Origin of the sequence: Streptococcus varani, assembly GCF_001375655.1 — a bacterium.
Classification (GTDB): domain Bacteria; phylum Bacillota; class Bacilli; order Lactobacillales; family Streptococcaceae; genus Streptococcus; species Streptococcus varani.
The window spans coordinates 254,260-274,989 of the sequence record NZ_CTEN01000002.1 but is presented as its reverse complement, the minus strand read 5'-3'; the positions used below and the strand labels follow the sequence as shown (position 1 = coordinate 274,989).

The 20,730-nt window shown below is 38.2% G+C and carries 19 protein-coding genes; 14 read left to right on the top strand and 5 right to left on the bottom strand.

The features are described from left to right. The gene (locus tag BN1356_RS04940; RefSeq protein ID WP_093650294.1) at nt 1-369 is read left to right on the top strand and encodes a VOC family protein; all 369 of its coding nucleotides are present in this window, start codon (nt 1-3) and stop codon (nt 367-369) included. Then, nucleotides 350-1,018, top strand: coding sequence for a DNA alkylation repair protein (locus BN1356_RS04935; protein ID WP_093650293.1), 669 nt, complete (start codon nt 350-352; stop codon nt 1,016-1,018). Before BN1356_RS04940 ends, BN1356_RS04935 begins: the two co-directional genes overlap by 20 nt. A 189-nt stretch (nt 1,019-1,207) precedes the next feature. Here the strand turns inward: BN1356_RS04935 and BN1356_RS04930 are convergent, their stop codons facing one another. The 3 genes from BN1356_RS04930 to BN1356_RS04920 all read right to left on the bottom strand — a co-directional run bounded on the left by BN1356_RS04930 (nt 1,208) and on the right by BN1356_RS04920 (nt 4,507). Continuing rightward, nucleotides 1,208-2,692 (bottom strand): DUF1846 domain-containing protein, encoded by a 1,485-nt coding sequence (locus tag BN1356_RS04930; RefSeq protein ID WP_093650292.1) that lies wholly within the window; start codon nt 2,690-2,692, stop codon nt 1,208-1,210. Nucleotides 2,693-2,821: 129 nt separating this feature from the next. Further along, nucleotides 2,822-3,685, bottom strand: a complete 864-nt coding sequence (locus BN1356_RS04925) for an IS982 family transposase (RefSeq protein ID WP_093650291.1) — start codon at nt 3,683-3,685, stop codon at nt 2,822-2,824. 276 nt (nt 3,686-3,961) lie between these two features. After that, entirely contained in the window at nt 3,962-4,507 is a 546-nt protein-coding gene (locus tag BN1356_RS04920) for a Gx transporter family protein (protein WP_093650290.1), read from the bottom strand. A gap of 158 nt (nt 4,508-4,665) precedes the next feature. Here BN1356_RS04920 and BN1356_RS04915 point away from each other — a divergent pair, with 158 nt between their 5' ends. From BN1356_RS04915 to BN1356_RS04890, 6 genes are all read left to right on the top strand, one after another. Continuing rightward, entirely contained in the window at nt 4,666-6,513 is a 1,848-nt protein-coding gene (locus BN1356_RS04915) for an NAD(P)/FAD-dependent oxidoreductase (protein ID WP_093650289.1), read from the top strand. A gap of 145 nt (nt 6,514-6,658) precedes the next feature. Continuing rightward, on the top strand, nt 6,659-7,654 hold the full coding sequence (locus BN1356_RS04910; protein WP_093650288.1) for a polyprenyl synthetase family protein: 996 nt from the start codon (nt 6,659-6,661) through the stop codon (nt 7,652-7,654). 96 nt (nt 7,655-7,750) lie between these two features. Beyond that, complete coding sequence (locus BN1356_RS04905) at nt 7,751-8,275, top strand: FMN-binding protein (protein ID WP_093650287.1); 525 nt, start codon at nt 7,751-7,753, stop codon at nt 8,273-8,275. Between the two features lie 282 nt (nt 8,276-8,557). Beyond that, complete coding sequence (locus tag BN1356_RS04900; RefSeq protein WP_093650286.1) at nt 8,558-9,058, top strand: FMN-binding protein; 501 nt, start codon at nt 8,558-8,560, stop codon at nt 9,056-9,058. Nucleotides 9,059-9,186: 128 nt separating this feature from the next. Further along, nucleotides 9,187-10,236, top strand: a complete 1,050-nt coding sequence (locus tag BN1356_RS04895) for an FAD:protein FMN transferase (protein WP_093650285.1) — start codon at nt 9,187-9,189, stop codon at nt 10,234-10,236. Beyond that, a complete protein-coding gene (locus BN1356_RS04890; RefSeq protein WP_093650284.1) occupies nt 10,226-11,185 on the top strand; it encodes a 1,4-dihydroxy-2-naphthoate polyprenyltransferase in 960 nt (319 codons plus the stop codon). Before BN1356_RS04895 ends, BN1356_RS04890 begins: the two co-directional genes overlap by 11 nt. A gap of 253 nt (nt 11,186-11,438) precedes the next feature. Here the strand turns inward: BN1356_RS04890 and BN1356_RS04885 are convergent, their stop codons facing one another. Then, nucleotides 11,439-11,864, bottom strand: coding sequence for a NusG domain II-containing protein (locus BN1356_RS04885; RefSeq protein ID WP_093650283.1), 426 nt, complete (start codon nt 11,862-11,864; stop codon nt 11,439-11,441). A 210-nt stretch (nt 11,865-12,074) separates the two neighbouring features. Here BN1356_RS04885 and nox point away from each other — a divergent pair, with 210 nt between their 5' ends. The 6 genes from nox (at nt 12,075) to BN1356_RS04855 (ending at nt 19,714) form a co-directional block, all read left to right on the top strand. Next, nucleotides 12,075-13,445 carry a H2O-forming NADH oxidase gene (gene nox, locus BN1356_RS04880; protein ID WP_093650282.1) on the top strand — a complete coding sequence of 457 codons (1,371 nt, stop codon included), beginning with the start codon at nt 12,075-12,077 and terminating at the stop codon, nt 13,443-13,445. A gap of 647 nt (nt 13,446-14,092) precedes the next feature. Then, complete coding sequence (locus BN1356_RS04875; protein WP_245620303.1) at nt 14,093-15,055, top strand: LacI family DNA-binding transcriptional regulator; 963 nt, start codon at nt 14,093-14,095, stop codon at nt 15,053-15,055. A gap of 181 nt (nt 15,056-15,236) precedes the next feature. Further along, nucleotides 15,237-16,556: an ABC transporter substrate-binding protein gene (locus BN1356_RS04870; RefSeq protein WP_093650512.1), complete on the top strand. Its 1,320-nt coding sequence runs from the start codon at nt 15,237-15,239 to the stop codon at nt 16,554-16,556. A 67-nt stretch (nt 16,557-16,623) separates the two neighbouring features. Beyond that, the gene (locus BN1356_RS04865; protein ID WP_093650280.1) at nt 16,624-17,502 is read left to right on the top strand and encodes a carbohydrate ABC transporter permease; all 879 of its coding nucleotides are present in this window, start codon (nt 16,624-16,626) and stop codon (nt 17,500-17,502) included. A 1-nt stretch (nt 17,503) separates the two neighbouring features. Next, nucleotides 17,504-18,349, top strand: a complete 846-nt coding sequence (locus BN1356_RS04860; protein ID WP_176694231.1) for a carbohydrate ABC transporter permease — start codon at nt 17,504-17,506, stop codon at nt 18,347-18,349. A 9-nt stretch (nt 18,350-18,358) separates the two neighbouring features. Next, a complete protein-coding gene (locus tag BN1356_RS04855; protein ID WP_093650278.1) occupies nt 18,359-19,714 on the top strand; it encodes a glycoside hydrolase family 32 protein in 1,356 nt (451 codons plus the stop codon). Between the two features lie 156 nt (nt 19,715-19,870). Here BN1356_RS04855 and BN1356_RS04850 read toward each other — a convergent pair whose 3' ends face one another. Continuing rightward, nucleotides 19,871-20,674, bottom strand: a complete 804-nt coding sequence (locus BN1356_RS04850) for a MerR family DNA-binding transcriptional regulator (RefSeq protein ID WP_245620302.1) — start codon at nt 20,672-20,674, stop codon at nt 19,871-19,873. Nucleotides 20,675-20,730: the final 56 nt, after the last annotated feature.

Genomic DNA, 20,730 nt, shown 5'->3' with positions numbered 1-20,730 from the left:
ATGTTTTCAAAAAATATGAACATCATGCTCTATGTGGAGGATGTTGCAGCTGAGAAGAGATTTTGGCAGGCTATTGGTTTTGTCATTACGGCTGAATCAGAAATGATGGGCTTTGAGACTTTTGACATGAAGTCACATGCAGATAGCACAACGACAATTACAGTTTTTACTAAAGAATTCATCCGTCAAGTGTCCCCAGAAGTGATGGATAACCAGCCAAGTATCCTCTTTGAAACGGATGATATTGAGGCACTCCATGCTAAGGTTGTAGAACAGACGAAGACAGCTAGTGCTATCAATGACGTGCCTTTCAAGAACTTTAATTTTGCATCTCCGAGTGGGAACTATTATGCTGTCAAGGGAACTTAAAGACCGGACATTAGCTGGGTTTTATGAAGCAAGGAATCCTGAGCAAGCTGTTCAAATGGAAGCCTATATGCGCCATCAATTTCCATTCTTAGGCATTCAAACTAGCAAACGGCGCCAACTGTCCAAGGATTTTATCAGCTTGTCTAAGGCGGATAAAGCGATTGACTGGGAGTTTGTTTCTGAACTTTGGAATTTAGAGGAGCGAGAATTTCAGTATTTTGCTACGGATTATTTGCGTGACTTGCAGCAATTCTTAACGGTAGATGATATTCCCAATCTCCGTCAACTGGTCATTAGTAAATCTTGGTGGGATACGGTGGATAGTTTGGATCGCACCATTGGTAATATCAACTTCCCCAGTTCTGAAATTGACCAAATCATGCTGGACTGGTCAACAGATGATAATTTCTGGCTTCGTCGCATTGCAATCGACCATCAACTCCTGCGTAAAGATAGGATGAAAACGGCATTGCTGGAAAAAATTCTAGTCAATAATCTCGATCAATCTGAATTTTTTATCAATAAGGCCATGGGATGGATATTAAGGGATTACTCCAAGACGAATCCAGAATGGGTTGAAGATTTTCTCAATCGAAATCGAAATGGCTTGTCGAATCTGACAATCCGTGAGGCCTCAAAATATATTTAAACACGAGTAGACTACTTGTGTTTTTTTGTTCACGGAAAAAAAGGTTGCAGAAAATTATCCAAAACGGACTTTTTCTGCAACCTGAAACTCCCCAGTAGCTTCATCTTATACTCAAGGGAAATTAAGCTAAAAATACAACTAGAACTTCCCATCATGATGAGAAGTTCTAGTTGTGCGATTTACAGACGATTATTTATGATAGAGTTTTTTGTGTTGGTAAATGGGGTCAACAGTTACATTAATCCCCAACTTACGGAAGACGTTCTTATCCTCTTCAGGCAAAATCACCGTTGAATGAACTTCGCTGCCCTTGAGATTACCCAATTGTTTCATGGCGATATCTGCTTGTTGATTATTCATGGCAGTGATGGCTAAAGCAATCAAAAGTTCATTGGAATGAAGTCGCGGATTGCGGTTGCCCAGATGATTGATTTTCAAACTTTGAATAGGTTTGACATACTCTGGTTCAATCAAGAGTGTTTCCTTATCAATACCAGCCAGCGCTTTAATGGCATTGACAATCACGGCAGCAGATGGACCAAAGAGTTCAGAAGTCTTACCCGTAACGATTTGACCAGTGGGCAATTCTAAAGCTAAGGCAGGATCTCCTGTGCTTTCTGCCTTTTGGCGAGCAGCTACTGTGACCTGACGATCTAACGGGGAAATCCCCAGATCATTCATGAGGAAGTCAATTTTTTTAATAGCAGATTGGCCGACCCGCTCCGCTTTGAATTCAACTAAAGTTTGATAGTAGCGGCGAATAATTTCTTGCTTAGAAGCCTCCACCGCAGCATCGTTATCTACGATGGCAAAACCAACCATATTGACTCCCATATCCGTTGGCGATTCATAAGGTGATTGACCTAGGATACGCTCCAGCATGCGTTTGAGAACAGGGAAAATCTCGATGTCTCGGTTGTAGTTGACGGTTGTCTTTCCGTATGCTTCTAGGTGGAAAGGATCAATCATATTAACATCATCCAAATCAGCAGTAGCTGCTTCATAAGCCAGGTTTACAGGATGATGAAGGGGAAGATTCCATACTGGGAAAGTTTCAAATTTGGCATAACCAGATGTGACCCCATTGACTTGGTCATGATAGAGGTTAGACATGCAAGTAGCTAGTTTTCCAGAACCCGGTCCAGGTGCAGTAACAACCACTAAATTTCGACTTGTCTTAATGTAGTCATTTTTGCCCATCCCTTCAGGGGAGATGATATGGTCGATAGCAGTAGGGTATCCCTCGATGGGATAGTGGAGATAAGATTCTATCCCCTTTTTGGTTAATTCCTTACGGAAAGCATTGGCAGCAGGTTGGCCAGCATACTGTGTAATGACAACGGATCCGACGAAGAGATCCAAATCATTGAATTTATCCATAAGACGGAAAACTTCTTGGTCATAGGAAATGCCTAAATCGCCACGAGCTTTAGAATGTTCAATGTTATTAGCATTGATAGCGATAACGATTTCCACTTGTTCTCGCAATTCATGTAGGAGTTTAATTTTATTGTCCGGCTCATAACCCGGTAAGACACGAGCTGCATGAAAATCTTCCAGCATCTTGCCACCAAACTCCATATAGAGCTTCCCATCAAACTGACTGATGCGCTCCAAAATATGATCACGCTGCAAGTTTAAGTATTTTTCAGAATCAAAAGCAATGTTATTCATTTTTTCACCTCTGTTTAAAGATTATATCAGAAAATTGGACAGATGTAAAAGGTTTATTAAATTGTCAGAAAATTATTTTGTATATCAAAAAAGAAGCAGATGTCATAAAATAAATTAGTACCCGTGGTGCTAGTTAAATTTAAAATAACTTAAATTATAGGCAAGCACGATTTGTTCCAGTCTTAACTGTAATCCAGTTAGCCCTCTTGCCAATGTGTGTTCTATATCGAATAGTCTGGCCAGCTCAGAAAATCGTGTTTCAATGGTTCGTCTCATCGCCATCAATTTCCAATGATTATGTCGCCTAGCTCCAACCATGTTTTGACGTAAGGGCGTCCATAAGACATACCCTTCTTGCGCCAAATTGGCTTTAAGCTCATGGCTTAAGTAGCCTAAGTCAGCTAGAATAACAGACTGTTGGCACCCTGATATCAAGTCACGAACAGCTCTGATATCATGAACAGAGGCAGCTGTCACAACATAGTTTAGAATGTAGCCGGATAAGGTTACTAACATATGGACCTTAAAGCCATAAAACCATAGATGTTTAGAGGCATTGTAGCCGATATCTGCCTTACCTTTAAAAATACTTGCTCTCTGATTGCGGACAGGTTGGCAAAGTGGCAATGGGAAGCTATCTATGATAGCAATGTCATCGGGATTAATCCTATCATTCATGGCTTTTCGGACAAGTTGAACTAACCAAACTAACTGTCTCGACCGTCTATTAAATCGACTTCTTTCTAGTAATCTACCACAAGGAAAGAGGCGACAAATTTTGTAAAAATGTCTTTGCGAGGTGATACCTAGCTCAGCTTGCAGTAAGAGCAAAACTAAGAGCGATACATCTGAAATCTTGGCCAATCCAACATTGCGCCGATGTTTAAAGGAGTCTGGACAATAGTTTTGATAAAAGTGATGGCAAATTTGTGATAATTGGTGTAAACTCCATTGCAAATGATGAGATTTAGCGGTATACTTTAAGTGGCTCATTTGGATTACCTCCTGTATGTTTCGTCACTTACAGTTTAGACCAAATGAGCTTTTTTGCATACTATAAAATTAACTAGCACCACGGGTATTAGTATATCTTGCAGAGATCTTTAAATATAACAATAATGTCATAAGCAGAAAAAATAGTTATTTCCAGAGGCTTGCAAATAGGATTTCAAATCAAAGATTATTTTCATTGCTAAAGTGAGGTATAGTGAGCTCAATGTTGGAAAAATAAAAACTAGAGGATAAATAACTATCTTCTAGTTTTCAAACTTATTCCATCCCCCAATCGGTTAAGACTTCTTCGTGATAGATGTGGAGAACACGAATTTTTTTCAAAAGGAAGTTTCCTGTTAATCCCACTAAGAATCCTGATAAGATACCACTAAAGGCAAGGATGGGAAGGTAGTTGAGAACGCCCCATGAACGAGCAATCAGAGAAAAGACTATGAGTTGTCCGATGTTGTGGCAGATTCCTCCCAAGGTGGAAATGCCAATAATACTAACCCTCTGTGGCCCTAATTGTTTAGCAGAAATCATAACAAGGTAAGAAATGACGGTCCCTGCGAAACTATAGAGGAAAGTTGAGAAAGTACCGCTGAGAAAGGTCGATACTAGTAATCGGAGTCCGATAACCTTAAGATTATCCTTGGGCGCTAAGGTAAAGATTGCAATGATGGTAATGAGATTTCCTAGTCCTAACTTGGCACCTGGTGCAAAGGTAAAAGGTGAGGGTATCCAGCGTTCCATGACGGATATTACGATGGCCTGAGCAGCCAACATGGTAATATAAGTCATCTTTTGGTAGCGTGTGTTCATGAATTGTCCTTGATATGCTTGTTTTTTCTATTCAGACTTCTATACTAGCGGTTTTTCTCAATTAATGCAAATTTTTATTAAATGAGAAGAAAAATTCTTGATATTCTTTTCACAATAAGATATACTAGTAACTAGTGACATTAAAAAGGAGATTAATTGTGACAAAAGAAATTGTTATCGTTGGTGCTGGTTATGCTGGTGTATCAGCTGCTAGAACCTTAGCCAAAAAATTTAAGAAAGATCAAGATATCAATATTACCTTGATTGACAAAAATTCTTTCCATACCTACATGACGGAATTGCATGAAGTTGCGGGTGGTCGTATTGAAGCGGATGCCATCAAATATGATTTGCAGCGTATCTTCAAGAAATATCCAAAAGTTCAATTGGTAACGGACAAGGTACTTGAAGTTGACTACGATAAGAAAGAAGTGATTGCTGAGCATCAAACCCTCAAATTTGACTACTTGCTCTTGGCCATGGGTGGTGAAGCCAATGACTTTGGAACACCAGGTGTTAAAGAGCACGGATTCACTCTCTGGTCTATCGAAGCAGCAGAAGCCCTCCATGCTCATATTTTAGATGCATGTAAACGTGCCATGGTCGAGCATGATGAAGAAAAACGTCGGGCCCTCCTAACTTTCACTGTTATCGGTGCTGGCTTTACAGGTATCGAGATGATTGGTGAGCTCATTGATTGGGTTCCAATCTTGGCAAAAGAGCACAAATTGGATGAGAATGAATTCTCACTTAAGGTTGTTGAAGCAATGCCAACTATTCTCAACATGGTAACAGAAAAAGAGCAGACAAAAGCCCTTCGTTACTTGGAGAAAAAAGGTGTTGAATTAGTACTTGGCGATGGCGTAGCTAGCGTTGAAGAAAATAGATTGAATCTTTCTTCTGGCAAGTCAATCCCGACCTATACATCTGTATGGACAGCTGGTGTTAAAGCTAACACAGATACAGCTGATTTTGAAATTGAACAAGCGCGTGCCGGTCGTCTGGTTGCCAACGAATACATGGAAGCTAAAGGCAAGGAAAATGTCTATGTTGCTGGTGACTTGGTTTATTATGAAGAAGACGGCAAACCAACTCCACAAATCGTTCAGGCTGCTGAGCAAACAGGACACACTGCTGCTCATAATATTATTGCTGCCATCACGGGCGGTCAAAAAGAAGCCTTTAAAGGGAAATATGATGGCTTCATGGTTTCTATCGGTTCTAAATATGGCGTAGCCTTCTTGAACGATAAATTCCATATGTCTGGCTTTGTAGCTATGGCTGTTAAGCACCTCATTAACCTTGTTTACTTCTTCTCTATCAGTAGCTTCTACAATGTTGGCGCTTATGTTAAACATGAGTTCTTTGATATTAAGAATAAACGAAATATCTTTGGTGGCATGACCTCAAGCAAAGGGAATAACCTTTGGATGATTCCGCTTCGTGTTTACTTTGGTTCGATGTGGCTCTTTGAAGGCTTGAAAAAAGCTTTCGGTTGGTTTGGTACAACTTCATGGCTTGGAAATGAGATTGTTTTCCCATTTGAATGGTTGAAAGATCCAGTTTCAGGTGCCTCTGAAGCGACTCAAGAAGTGGTTCATCAAGTCTTCTCCCTCAACTTTACTTACGGAGAAGAACCGATGCAAGTCCTCGGCCATATGCCAGGTTGGTTTGAAGCAATCATGAAAATTATGATGCCGAACCAAGAAGTTGCCCTCTTTATGCAAAAAATGATGACTTTCCTTGAGATTGCTATCGGTCTTGCTTTGATTGCTGGTCTCTTCGTGTGGTTGGTATCTGCCTTGACAGTTGCTCTTGTAGCTATGTTTAGTCTTTCAGGTATGTTCTACTGGGTCAACATGTGGTTCGTTCCAGTTGCCATCGCCCTCATGAATGGTGCGGGTCGTGCATTTGGTTTGGATTACTTTGTAATGCCTTGGATTGGAAACAAACTAGACAGATGGATATATGGGAAACCACGACATATCTACCGTAAGAAGAACTAATTCTTCTAAAAAAGATTGAAAATGTAAGTTAGGTTCATCCTTTATGGTAAAATAGAGGGTGAACCTAGCTTTTATTCTTGTTCAAAGAAATAAAGCTTTTAATCAGCTAATAAAAATTAGTAAGATAAGAAATGAGGAAGTAAGATTGGTTCATCCAATTTGGAATGATTATCCAGTAATTCAATCCGCCTTGTCGGATGTTAAAAAGATTATAAAAGAGGATTTACGCATCAGTCATCCTCAAGTAAAAGAAAAGATCAATGAATATTTGGATGCTCCTGGTAAGTATGTCAGAGCTGGATTGACTCTCTTGTTTGCTCAGGCAGTGGATGGCCAGATTAAAGAAGCCAAACTTTACTTTGCTGCGGGAGTGGAAGTTCTTCATCTAGCCACCCTTATTCATGATGATGTCATTGATGAGGCAGATAGTCGACGTGGAATTGCATCTATCCATAAAAGTTTCTCCAATCGTATCGCCATTTACGCAGGTGATTATCTTTTAGCTTATTCCAATCGTTTGATGGCTAAGGGCTTGGAAGCTATGGGAGCCTTGAGAGAAGAGAAAGACAGACCTTTTGATGAACGGATTATTGAGCGTATTTTAGCTGGTGAATTGGCACAACTTCTTAATCAATATGAATATTCCATGACAATGAAATCCTATCTTAAGCAAATTAAGGGAAAGACAGCCTTTTTATTTGCCCTTGCCTGTCAACTTGGTGCAGCAAATCTGCCGGCTAATCAGAAAAATATACGTTATGCTTTTAATATTGGTCAAGCTATCGGAATGGCTTTCCAGTTATCGGATGACCTCCTGGACTATCAGGTCTCAAAAGAAGCTATGGGGAAACCCAGCCTTCAGGATGTACAGAATGGTATCTATACAGCTCCGCTTTTATTGGCCATGAGAGAAGATGCAAGTTTATTAAGTTTATTGAAATCACAAGAAAAAGAATCCTGGACTGAAAGCAAGCTTCAAGAATTACAAAGCAAAGTAGAGGCTTCTAAGGCTTATCGCCGAACACAGGAACTCATTTTAAATTATTTGAAAAAAAGTCAAAAGTTCTTAATTAAAATGGAATTAGTAAAACCAATGGATTTGGACGATTTTTTACACGATTTGATGGAACGAAAATTCTGACTGTAATAAAAATATAAAAATTTATATGGACAAATATCTAAATTGATAGTATAATATTTTACGAGCGGAAAACGCTTTAAAAAAAGGAGGGTTCTTATGAAAATGAAAAAAATGTTTACAGGTCTTGTTTTGTTTGGAGCTACACTTGCCTTGGTAGCATGTGGCAAAGCTGAAGATAAAAAATCAACGGAAGAAGCACCAGCTACAACTGTTGAAACAACTGTTGAAACAACTGTTGAAGCAACCGCAGCTACATGGAAAGATGGCATTTACACAGGTAAAGAGTCTGATTTTGATGACAAGGGTTGGAAAGTAGTACACAGCATCACAATTGAAGGTGGAAAGATTACAGCATCCAAATTTGACTATGAAGACAAAGATGGTAAACTAAAATCTGCTGATGAAAAACTCAACGAGACTATGAAAGAGAAAACAGGTGTTTCTGCTAAAGAAGCAATGGAAAAGCTAAATGCAGACATTCTTACAAGTCAAAGTGCTGATGCAGAAGTTGTATCAGGTGCTACCAGTGCTTCAAGTAAATTTGTAGAATCTACAAAAGCTCTTCTTGCAGCCGCAGAAAAAGGAGATACGAAAGAAGTTACCTTTACTTTTTCTAAATAAATAAGATAAAAATGAGATATGGTTTCAAATAAGGGAATCGTATCTCATTTTATTATAGTCTAACCTGATGAGATAAGTAGAAAGACAAGAAGAGCTCTCTAGAAAAAAATGGTCAATTTAACAGACTTTTTGTAGGTTAAGGCGAATACTTTTAAAATCCCAGATCTTAAATTCCACTAAAATATAGTGAAAAAAATAACAATTTGTATGGACAAGTTTGATAAATCATAGTATAATATTGTTAAAGGCGGAAAACGCTTTACAAAGAAAAGGAGAAATTTCATGAAAATGAAAAAAATGTTTACAGGTCTTGTTTTATTCGGAGCTACACTTGCTTTGGTAGCATGTGGTAAAGCTGAGGACAAAAAAGCGACTGAAGAAACTCCAGCTACTACTGTAGAAGCAACAGCTTCTGCATGGAAAGATGGTACTTACACTGGTCAGTCAGATTTCGATGAGCGTGGTTGGAAAGTAGTTCATACCATCACTATCAAAGATGGCAAAATTGCAGAATCAGACTTCGGTTACGAAGACAAAGATGGCAAGAAAAAATCTGACAACGAAGAGTACAACAAATCAATGAAAGAAAAATCAGGTATTTCTTCTAAAGAAGCAACTGAAAAATTGAACGCAGAATTGCTTGCAACTCAAAATGTTGACGAAGTTGAAGTTGTAACTGGTGCGACTCATTCTTCAGAAAACTTCACTGCAGCAACAAAAGCACTTCTTGCTGCTGCTGAAGAAGGAAAAACTGACCCAGTAACAATTGAACTTGGCAAATAAGAAGCTAAGCTAATCAGCTACCAGTAGAGGAATTGTTTCACTACTGGAAAGTATTTAAGATGGGATAAATTTCCGAACTATCGGAGCTTTGTCTCATCTTTTTCATTAATTTTAGAGGGAATAATCTGATGAAAAAAATAATCGCTGGCTTGCTTTTTACATTTTCCATCTTGTTTTTGGTGGCATGTGGTGGACAGAGTAGGACTAGTGAGTTAGCGGTGGTGAAAACTCCGTTGACTCGAACGGAATCTCTCCTTCATACAGTTGTCCAGCTCAGTATTTATCATGAAAATCAGGAAAAGGTGATGGATCAGGCTGTGGACTATATCAAAGAGATGGAAGGGCTTCTGTCAACAACATTGGAAGGTTCAGACATTGATCGCATCAATAAATCCGCCGGTGAAAAAGCAGTCAAGGTTGATGATCGCACCTTTGAACTGATTGAAACGGCCCTTGAGACTTCAAAAAATAGTCATGGTCGCTTTGATATTACCATTGGTGTTGTCAACAAACTGTGGAATATTGGAGAAGAAAATGCTCGAAAACCAGAACAGTCTGAGATTGAGGCAGCCTTGCCTTTTGTAGATTATCACAAGGTAAAACTAGATAAAAAAGAAAAGACAGTTTACATTGATAAAGGGATGAGTTTGGAATTGGGAGCTATTTCGAAGGGCTATATCGCTGACCAAGTTGAAAAAATCTTTGAGAAGGCAGGCATCACTGCAGCCATCATTAATCTCGGTGGAAATGTAGTCGTAATGGGAACCTCTCCAAATCATGACAATGGGTGGAAGGTTGGTGTACAAGATCCGGATAAGACTAGAGGAGCAACGGTAGGAAATGTTTTCCAGACCAATCGTTCTATTGTCACTTCAGGCATCTATGAACGCTATATTGAAGTGGATGGTAAAATCTATCATCATATTCTAGACCCTAGGACTGGCTACCCAGTCGACAATAACATTTCAGGTGTAACGGTCTTTACGGACACTTCTACACAGGGAGATGCACTTTCGACAACACTTTTTGTCTTGGGTATCCAAGAAGGTATGGATTATATCAACAAACTAGAAGGGGTGGAGGCAGTCTTTATTGATAAGGAACACGGTGTCCACCTATCCAAAGGTCTAAAGAAATCATTTGAATTAACCAACGAGGAGTATCATCTTGTCGATTAAAAATTTATCCCTAGCCGTTTTTTTAGAGTTTGTCGAATTAAAAACCAAGGTAGCTAGTGTTTTTCCAATGATGATTGGTCTTCTCTGGTCACTTTATTACTATGGACAACTGAATTGGCTCAATACTTTTTTGTTTGTAGTTGCTGTTGTCGCTTTTGATATGTGTACAACTGCTATTAATAATACGATGGATTACCATAAAGCAGTGGATAAGGACTATAAGTCTCAAGAAAACGTTTTGGGCAAGCATGAACTAGACTTCAAGGAGATGGTTGGTATCATTTTGGCTCTACTGACCATTTCCATCTTATTTTCTTTGATTTTGGTTTGGCGGACGGATTTTATCTTGTTGCCTCTAGGGACTTTATGCTTCCTTATTGGAATTTTTTATACTTTCGGTCCCATGCCTCTATCCCGCTTACCGCTCGGTGAATTGTTCTCGGGAGTTACCATGGGTTTTGCTATCTTTTTCTTAGCAGTGTATATCCAAGCACCAGCAGGTTTTTTAGCTTCGACCTGGTCACTGAGTTCGGGTCTTGTAAAAATTGATTGGTATTTCTGGGAGACCTTAAAGATTTTCTTTATGTCTATTCCCCTCATTTGCCTTATTGCCAATATCATGTTAGCCAATAATCTCTGTGATTATGAGCAAGATTTACGTAACAATCGTTTTACAATTGTTCACTACATTGGTCCAAAGGGTGGGATTTTTCTCTATACTATTTTGAGCATAGTGCCATGGATAATGTGGATCCTATATGCAGTATTTGGCTTTTTGCCACTTTGGATCCTGCTTGGTTTGATTTTAGTTCTTCCATTTGGCAAAAATTTAGTGCGATTTCGTAAGATTCAAATAAAATCGCAAACCTTTGTGAATTCAATAAAGAATTTTGTTCTCTTCTCAGGAATGTATGTTTTAGCATTATTGATTGCTTTGTTCCTGAAGTAATCTGTAGGAAGACTGACTTGACACTTTATTGTGACTACTATTTTAAAAAATATAATAAAAAGCATAGAACCGATACTCTAAGAAAAAAGGTTCTATGCTTTTATTATTTTATGCTTTTTTTGAATAGTCATTCAATTTGTAAGTACAAGATTTGGAATATCTCTTTTTATTCAGATCAAAACTTGATCTATATCTTATCTTGAAAATTTTGAAGTAAATTGCTATCTATTTGCGTCCTATTTGTTAGTTTCTTTTACAATGGCAAAATCAATTCATCCTCATTTTGTTCAGAGGGATCTCCTCTTTCAACAATCTCAATCAGTAATTGATGGGGGAGACAAACTAAGATTTGACCTCGCTTATTTATCCAACCGGTATTAACTGCAATCTGGTCAGGACTATTATCCTCACGAACTCGGATAGAAGTACCATCAACTTCGACAATATTGTACTGTCCAGGATTTGGACAATAGGTTTTTTCTGTGTGGTCGCCTTCTTGAAGAGGCAACTCATCAACGATTTCACCATTGATAGAAACGATTGCGACTAACTTACTTTCCTCATTTGCAGCCTGATTGTAGACATAAGTGCTTACAATAGCTGGTGTAAAAGAGAGGAGGAGGGCTAGGCCAATCAAAATAAAATCAAATGGTCGAAATTGCTTTAAAATTTCTTTCATTTCGGACTCAATTCTATAATGTCATTAACTTGACTATTATACCATAAAAACTCTGCTATCTGAACTTGATAAAATTGTAATTATTTAGAAATCAATAAAGTGTTTGTGATATATATAATTGTGATTGACTGAGCATATTCATTGAAATCGGTAACATAATCAATTATAATGTAGGAGTAAAAATATATTTTTTGAAAGTGAGATTTTACTATGTCTAAAATCGTTGTTGTTGGTGCAAACCATGCAGGTACTGCATGTATCAAAACTATGTTGTCAACTTATGGAGATGCAAACGAGATTGTTGTTTTCGACCAAAACTCAAACATTTCTTTCTTAGGCTGTGGCATGGCTCTTTGGATCGGTGAACAAATTGCTGGGCCAGAAGGACTTTTCTATTCAGATAAAGAGCAATTGGAATCAATGGGTGCGAAAGTATACATGGAATCTCCAGTTCAACATATCGACTACGATGCAAAAACTGTTACAGCGCTTGTAGATGGGAAAGAGCATGTAGAAAGCTATGACAAATTGATCTTCGCAACTGGTTCCCAACCAATCTTGCCACCAATCAAAGGTGCTGAATTCAAACCAGGTTCATACGAATTTGAATCAACTCTTGAAAACCTTCAATTTGTTAAATTGTACCAAAACTCTGCTGATGTTATTGAGCGTCTTGAAAACAAAGACATCAAACGTGTAGCCGTTGTTGGTGCTGGTTACATTGGTGTTGAGCTTGCTGAAGCCTTCCAACGTAAAGGTAAAGAAGTTGTTTTGATTGATGTTGTTGACACATGTCTTGCAGGATACTATGATAAAGACTTGACAGATATGATGGCTAAAAATATGGAAGATAACGGCATCCAATTGGCATTCGGTCAAACAGTTAAAGAAGTTGCTGGTAATGGAAAAGTTGAAAAAATTATTACTGATAAGGCTGAATATGATGTGGATATGGTTATCTTGGCTGTAGGTTTCCGTCCAAATACTGCTTTTGCAGGTGACAATATCGAGCGTTTCCGTAATGGTGCCTTCCTTGTCAACAAACACCAAGAAACTTCCATCCCAGGTGTTTACGCAATCGGTGACTGTGCGACAATCTACGATAATGCAACTCGCGAAACAGGCTACATCGCCCTTGCATCAAACGCTGTGCGTACTGGTATCGTAGCGGCTCATAATGCTTGTGGAACTGACCTTGAAGGTATCGGTGTGCAAGGTTCAAACGGTATCTCAATCTATGGTCTTCACATGGTATCAACTGGTTTGACACTTGAAAAAGCTACTCGTAACGGTTTCAACGCAGCAGTAACTGAGTACACTGACAACCAAAAACCAGAATTTATCGAACATGGTAACTTCCCAGTAACCATCAAGATCGTTTATGATAAAGACTCACGTCGCATTCTCGGGGCACAAATGGTTGCACGCGAAGATATCTCAATGGGTATCCATATGTTCTCATTGGCTATCCAAGAAGGCGTAACCATTGAGAAATTGGCCTTGACAGATATCTTCTTCTTGCCACACTTTAACAAGCCATACAACTACATCACAATGGCAGCACTTGGTGCGAAGGACTAAAACAATCCAGTGGATTGTTTTAGCTCACTGCCTGGAACTATAAATGCAGTGATAGCTAAGACCTTTTAACCCTCGCCTAGAAATTTGAAAGCGAGGAAGGTCTTTACCTTTTTAGCCACTGCATAGAAACATGAGAGAAGTGAGAATAAGAGCATTTCCAGAGGTGGAAATGCTCTTTTTCAAAAATAAGTCAAATAGGCTTTAATTTTGCAGTTTCAGCTATGGCTTATTAATACGATGCACAAGAATTCTTTCACAGAAACTTGAAAAATGGAAATAGTTTGTTGAAGAAACAGTCCACGTCCGGACTATTTTTTCTTTATATAAAAACTAAAACTAAAACTTAATCATTAGTTGAAGATTTAAAAAATTCCACGTAAAATAATGAGAACATTCTATTCTTTAGTGTCTTGGATGCTTTAAAAATATAAGATGATCTTGAAAGAGAGAAATGGATAATGGATTTTATTAGGTTACCAAGTTCTTGCTAAAGCCATAGAATAAAATGGTGAGGAATGAAGTTTTTATGTTTCTATATGGTTATTTAAAATGCTGTAAAAAAATGTAAGAAACTTGAAAACGATTGCATTTCGTGCTAGAATGGTTAAAAACGAAGGAGTGAGAACATGAAAGACCTAAAAAAATCTATGACAATGAAAGATGTTGCTCACTTGGCAGGGGTGGGGCTAGGCACTGTTTCAAGAGTTGTGAATGGCTACAATGTAAAAGAATCAACTTTAAAAAAAGTTCAAGATGCCATTGAAGAGCTTAATTACCAACCGGATGAATACGCTCGTGGTTTGAAAACGAATCGTAGCAATACCATTGCGATTATTCTACCAACCATCTGGCATCCATTCTTTTCTGAATTTGCTTACCATGTGGAGAAAAACTTAAGCAAAAAAAATTACAAACTCTTTATTTGTAATGTAGAATCTGATGCATCCACTGAGATTGAATATATTGAAATGTTGAAGAACAATAAGGTGGATGGCATCATTGGGATTACCTACTCTGACATTGATAACTATATCTCCTCTAACCTGCCTTTTGTCAGTATTGACCGTCATTTCTCAGAAAAAGTACCTTATGTCACTTCGGATAACTTTGCTGGTGGACAGTTAGCAGCACAAGAATTGATTAAAAGAGGCTGTAAAAATCTTGCTTATATTGGTGGGGAAAATATTTATCGAAATGAAACAGATTTTCGTAAAGATGGATTTTTTCAAGTAGCTGAAGAAAGGGGATGTTCACTTTCTAAACTAATTTTACCGGAACCAATTGATGATTTGGAAGTCAAGATTAAAAATTTCTTGATAGAAAATCCTAGTATTGATGGAATTTTTGCTGTTAATGACTTTATGGCTTTGAGAATTATGAAGATCATGGGAGAACTTAGCAAAGTAGCACCAAAAGATTATCAGATTATTGGTTTTGATGGTCTAAAAACAGCGGTAGATCAAGATTATTTATTATCTTCAATAAAACAACCGACCGACTTGTTAGCCAAAGAAGCGGTTAAGTCATTACTAGACTTGATAAATGGATTAGAACCAAAATCCAGACAGGTTCTACCAGTGGAATTTGTCGAGGGTGGAACGACTCGATAATTTTCTCGATAATTTTTTAAAAAAATTTATAGAAATACTTGACAAGATATTTGAAAGCGCTTATAATGATATCAAACAAATGAAACGTTTCCAAAAAAACAAAAGCCAAATGGCTTTCTGTTTTGAAATAAAATTGAAACGTTTCCAAAAAAAAGAAAAAACTAGGAGGTCCGACATGAAAATGCGGAAAAGTTTGATTCAATTTGCCACCCTTGCAACTATGGGAGCAACGGTTCTTGCGGGATGTGCTGGTTCGGGTTCAGGAGGTTCTTCAGCTTCTGACAAGAATGAAGTCAAAGTTTGGGTTCAATTCTCAGATGAAACTGCAGAAGGGAAAGCTTGGCAAGAAATCGTAGACGGCTTTAACAAAGAGCACGATGGTGACTACAAAGTTGTTACCGAGTATATTCCTCGTAGCGGAAGTGGTGGTGGATATGAAGACAAGGTTAATGCCGCAGTGTCAACCAATAGCCTTCCTGATATCATCACTCTTGACGGACCAAATACAGCTGCTTATGCTCATTCTAAAGTAATTATTCCATTGGATGAATACCTAAAAGATGCGGACATGGATGATGTGTTGGACTCTATCAAGCAACAAGGAACTTATGATGGCAAGATGTATGCTTTTGGTTATTCAGAATCAAATGTCGGAATCTACTATAATAAGAAAATGTTCAAAGATGCTGGTATCGATTTAGCAAGTCTACCAACTATTGAGAAGCCATGGACATGGACAGAATTTAATGCCATTGCTGAAAAATTGAAAAACTTCCACAAGGTAGAAGCGATCGGTTTCAAATTAAATTCTATTGATGAAATGCTTCCGTACGGATATATGCCACTGATCTGGTCCAATGGTGGTTCAGTAGTTAATGATGAGGGAACAAAAGCTGAGGGCTATTTTAACAGTAAAGAATCAGTAGAAGCTGTCGAATTTATCCAAAATATGGTTAAAAAAGGATACACTACTGTCAGTCCGGTTGAAAAAGGTTTTGAAACGGGTATTTACCCAATGCTTCTCAGTGGTTCCTGGACAATCAACGATATGGAAACAAACTATAAAGATGTCGAATACGGTATCCTTCCATATCCAGTATCGGACACAACTAAAAAATTGGTATCTCCTTCAGGAAGTTGGGAATTGGCAGTTACTACAAAATCAGAAAAACCAGAAATTGCTGCTGAATTCGTGAAATATGCTACCAATACGGAATCAAGCAAAATTATGAGCCTTGGAAATTCTGTCTTACCAATCCGTAAATCAACTATTGAATTGATTAAGGATCAAGTATCACCTGAAATGGCTTTCTTGATGGAGCAAAATGCCAAGACTGCTCATGCTCGTCCAGTCGTTGTAGCTTACCCTCAAGTATCTCGTGCCTTCCAACAGGCTATGCAAGATATCAGTTATTATGATCAAAATCCTGATGTACAAAAAGTTCTCGATGCTCGTGCAAAAGAAATGCAAGCGGCCATTGATGAATCTTTAGCTAAATAAGAATAGTGGCAGGTAGTTGGAGAGATCACTCAAGACTATCTGCCATCTCTTTTATAGGAGAATAATGATGAAAAAAAAGAAGAAGTTACAAGAAAATTTAGTAGGACTTGCTTTTTTATCGCCGGCCTTAATCCTGCTAACCATCTTTTTGATTATACCTGTTGGTATGGTTTTCTATTATGCCTTTACAGATTATTACATGCTAACACCAGATGCTCGTAAATTTACTGGTTTAGCAAACTTCTTGAGATTGGCACAAGATCCAACATTCATAAAAAGTATTTGGAATACAGCTCAGTTTGTCTTATGGATTATTCCTGTCCAACTAGGTTTGGCATTGGGGATGGCCTTAATTGTCAATAAACCCCGCAAAGGCAATATGTTCTATAAGATCGCTTTTTTTGCACCAGTTGTGATGTCTTTGGCTGTTATTTCTATCCTTTGGCTTTATTTGCTTAATCCCAACAGTGGTTTGTTAAATGCAATGTTAAACAAGATTGGCATTACTTCTCAACCATTCTTGACCAGTCCAAAACAAGCTATGTATGCCATTATCATGGTTTCAGCCTGGCAGGGAGCTGGTTATCAGATGTTACTCTTCTTAGGTGGTCTACAAAATATCCCGCGCGATGTCTATGAAGCTGCTGAGTTAGATGGTTTCACCAAGTTCCAGCAATTTCGTTATATCACTATGCCACTTTTAAAACCAACTGCCCTCTTTATCTTGTTAACAACTTTGATTTCAGCTTTCAAGTTGATTGTTCAACCGATGGTTATGACACAGGGTGGTCCGATGAATTCGACCATGACTATGGTTTATTATATTTACCAAAAAGGTTTTACAGATCGGATGGTTGGGTATTCAAGTTCCATTGCCTTGGTCTTCACAACCTTTATAGGATTGATTACTCTGGTTCAACGTCGTGTACTTAAGGAGGATGAATAGGATGAAGAAGATAAAACCAATTAAGATTTTAGAGTATATCTTACTGACTTTGCTGGCCTTTCTCTTTCTTTTTCCCATGGTCTGGATGATTGTTTCAGCTATGAAGCCTGAAGCAGAAGTTTACGGAAATCTAACTTCCTGGCAGGCCTTTCTTCCTAGTTTAAATCCAGTAAACTGGTTTAAGCCCTATCAAGAAGTTCTAGCTAGGTTTAGTGTTTTCACTTATCTTGGAAATAGTATTTTCTATTCAACGACCTTTGCTATTGGTTCAATTTTGATCAATTCGTTTGCTGGTTACGCCTTTGCTCGGGTTGATTTTACAGGGAAAAAATTTCTCTTTGGTTTTCTGTTAGCCTTGCTAATTATCCCGGTGGAAACAGTTTTAATTCCACAATTTACTATCGTCAATGCACTTGGATTGGTTAACAACCGCTTAGCTGTTATCATTCCAGGTTTGGCCAGTATTTTTAATATCTATCTTTTTAGAAATTTCTTTATTGCCATTCCAGAAGAGATTGTTGAGTCGGCTCGAATGGACGGGGCTAATATCATTCAAACTTTCTTTAAAATCATGTTGCCTATGTCTAAACCAGCGGTAGCGACTGTCGGGGTATTATCCTTTATCAGTAGTTGGAATGACTACATCTGGCCTCTCATGGTGTTAACGGATAGAAGTAAATTTTCCATGCAGGTTGCCATCACCACAATCAATACCACACAGCCAGTTTATATTAATCAGGTTATGGCTGTCTTAACCATTTCGACCATTCCCCTCATTCTAGTCTATGTAGTAGCACAGAAGTTTATTGTGCAAGGTTTGGGTGGATCTGGAACGGGAATTAAATAGGAGGAATAGATGCGTAAAAAAATTGAAGAAGTACATCAATATATTCAAGAAAATAAAGCAATAGTCAATCAAACATTTAAACCTGAAAAGCATTTTTCGGCAGAGATTGGATGGATTAACGATCCAAATGGCTGTGTCTTTTTCCGGGGCGAATACCATCTCTTTTATCAATTCTATCCTTATGATTCTGTCTGGGGACCGATGCACTGGGGTCATGCTAAAACAAAGGATTTTGTGAACTGGGACCATTTGCCGGTTGCTTTAGCGCCAGACATGCCCTATGATAAGGATGGTTGTTTCTCTGGTAGTGCCATCGTTAAAGATGATACTCTTTGGCTCATGTATACAGGAAATGTTGTCAATGAAGATGGAACAGTGGTACAGATTCAGAATATGGCCTATTCAAAAGACGGCATTCACTTTGAAAAGATTGCAGAAAATCCAGTCGCAACGGGAAGAATCTTACCAAAAGAGTTAGTTGCAGCAGATTTTCGCGATCCAAAGCTCTTTGAAAAAAATGGTCGTTATTATGCAGTGGTGGCCGCCAAGCACCAAGATGAAATTGGAACAGTTGTTCTTCTTGGTTCCGATAACTTGATTGATTGGAATTTTGAGTCGATTTTCCTCAAAGGAGAGGCACACCAAGGTTTTATGTGGGAATGTCCAGATTTCTTTGAACTAGATGGTCAGGCCTTCATCACCGTTTCGCCTATGCGCTACCAGCGGACAGATGAGGATTTTATCAACCTCAATTCGACCGTGACGATTGCTGGTCAAGTTGACTGGGATAAGAAAGTCTTTGTCCAGACAAGTGTTTCTGAACTGGACCACGGTCATGACTTCTATGCGCCCCAAAGTCTCCTAGATGACAAAGGGCAACGGATTACCATCGCCTGGATGCACAACTGGGGACGAACGGTTGTTCCCCATGAGTTAAAACATGGCTGGGCCTGCAATATGACCCTGCCACGGATTCTCCATAAGTCCGGTGAGAAATTGCGCCAGCAGGTTCCAGATGCAGTTCTAGCATCCTTTCCTGAGCTTCATGTTGGAGATGAGTTAGATGCTATCGGTCGCTTGGATTTGGACATCGACCAAGATATTGTTCTCCGCTTGGGCGATGATTCTGATTACATCGAATTTGGTTATCAAGCAGGATCTGTCTTCATTGACCGCAGTCATCAAAAACTAGAAATTACGGGTGAAGAAGAGTGGCCTATCAACCGCCGTTCAGTGACAGTAGATGCTCAGCATTTACAGATTTTCTTTGATAAGAATTCAGTAGAAATCTTCGTCAATCATGGACAAGAAAGCCTAACATCCGCTATTTATCTGCAAGGAAAGAAAATCTTACAGCAAGTGTAATGTAAAAGAGGCTGGGAAAAAAGGATAAAAAATAGGAAATGGCTTAGAATAACGTCGTCAGAAACGTTAATTCTAAGCCATTTTTGGTTATTATAATTTTAATAGAAAGTCTAAATTTTGAATTTTTTCCTAGCTCTTTTAGTTTTATTACTCTGGCTATTCACTTAAACTTGACAAGAAGTATCTCAATTCCAAGTGTGGTTTTGTAAAATTATAGGGTGATTCTAAAGTCTCGAGGATTAAAATTTCTTTTATGCCTAATTCCTTATCCAGTTGCTCTATGCGTAGTGAAACTTTTTCTTCTGCTACATGTTCTGCATGGACATGACTACCTTTCAAGCAAATGGTCTCAAAATGAGAATCTTCCAAATTATGACTCACTTTACATGCCAAGTATTGTCTCCAACGACCATCTATTTTTTTGAAGTAGCAACCAACCCGTTGATTAAAGGAAACTTTTGATAATGATAGGGAGGCTAACAATTTATACATTTGCTTATGATAGGAGTCAGAGAGCATGTGGCCTGAAAATGGCTGAAGTAGGTAGTCTTCATCACCTGTTTCGATATGATGGTGTGAAGTCTGATCTAATTGTTTCGCCAAACCAATTTGAAATTTAAACTCTTCTATGTGAGCTTTGTCATTTTGCAAAGCTTTTTCTTTTTCTTCAATAATATCTTGAGCTATTTGGAGAATCTCATTCATCATAATTTCGCTTTTAGGATTAATAAAGGTATTAAATGTTTTCAGAGGGATGTCATAGTCTGCACAAATTTTGATGACTTTAACATAGGGAATTGTTGAGTGAGTATAGTAACGATAAGAGTTATTGGGATCAACATAAGCTGGTTTTAGTATATGAATACTCTCATAGTAACGAAGAGCTTTGACATGAATACCGGATAGTTTACTAAGTTGACCGATGGTTAAGAATTTCTTCATCATAATTTTTCTTGACATTACTGTGACGGTATAGTTTATGATCTAAGTATATCAAATGTTTCAAATAATTTCAA

Excerpts from the sequence above, each read along its gene's own strand:
- BN1356_RS04900 (WP_093650286.1), top strand. The coding sequence starts at position 8,558 with ATGAAAATGAAAAAAATGTTTACAGGTCTTGTTTTATTCGGAGCTACA.
- BN1356_RS04870 (WP_093650512.1), top strand. The coding sequence starts at position 15,237 with ATGCGGAAAAGTTTGATTCAATTTGCCACCCTTGCAACTATGGGAGCA.
- BN1356_RS04895 (WP_093650285.1), top strand. The coding sequence starts at position 9,187 with ATGAAAAAAATAATCGCTGGCTTGCTTTTTACATTTTCCATCTTGTTT.
- BN1356_RS04875 (WP_245620303.1), top strand. The coding sequence starts at position 14,093 with ATGACAATGAAAGATGTTGCTCACTTGGCAGGGGTGGGGCTAGGCACT.
- BN1356_RS04925 (WP_093650291.1), bottom strand. The coding sequence starts at position 3,685 with ATGAGCCACTTAAAGTATACCGCTAAATCTCATCATTTGCAATGGAGT.
- BN1356_RS04940 (WP_093650294.1), top strand. The coding sequence starts at position 1 with ATGTTTTCAAAAAATATGAACATCATGCTCTATGTGGAGGATGTTGCA.
- BN1356_RS04855 (WP_093650278.1), top strand. The coding sequence starts at position 18,359 with ATGCGTAAAAAAATTGAAGAAGTACATCAATATATTCAAGAAAATAAA.
- nox (WP_093650282.1), top strand. The coding sequence starts at position 12,075 with ATGTCTAAAATCGTTGTTGTTGGTGCAAACCATGCAGGTACTGCATGT.
- BN1356_RS04935 (WP_093650293.1), top strand. The coding sequence starts at position 350 with ATGCTGTCAAGGGAACTTAAAGACCGGACATTAGCTGGGTTTTATGAA.
- BN1356_RS04930 (WP_093650292.1), bottom strand. The coding sequence starts at position 2,692 with ATGAATAACATTGCTTTTGATTCTGAAAAATACTTAAACTTGCAGCGT.
- BN1356_RS04885 (WP_093650283.1), bottom strand. The coding sequence starts at position 11,864 with ATGAAAGAAATTTTAAAGCAATTTCGACCATTTGATTTTATTTTGATT.
- BN1356_RS04920 (WP_093650290.1), bottom strand. The coding sequence starts at position 4,507 with ATGAACACACGCTACCAAAAGATGACTTATATTACCATGTTGGCTGCT.
- BN1356_RS04860 (WP_176694231.1), top strand. The coding sequence starts at position 17,504 with ATGAAGAAGATAAAACCAATTAAGATTTTAGAGTATATCTTACTGACT.
- BN1356_RS04905 (WP_093650287.1), top strand. The coding sequence starts at position 7,751 with ATGAAAATGAAAAAAATGTTTACAGGTCTTGTTTTGTTTGGAGCTACA.
- BN1356_RS04850 (WP_245620302.1), bottom strand. The coding sequence starts at position 20,674 with ATGTCAAGAAAAATTATGATGAAGAAATTCTTAACCATCGGTCAACTT.
- BN1356_RS04865 (WP_093650280.1), top strand. The coding sequence starts at position 16,624 with ATGAAAAAAAAGAAGAAGTTACAAGAAAATTTAGTAGGACTTGCTTTT.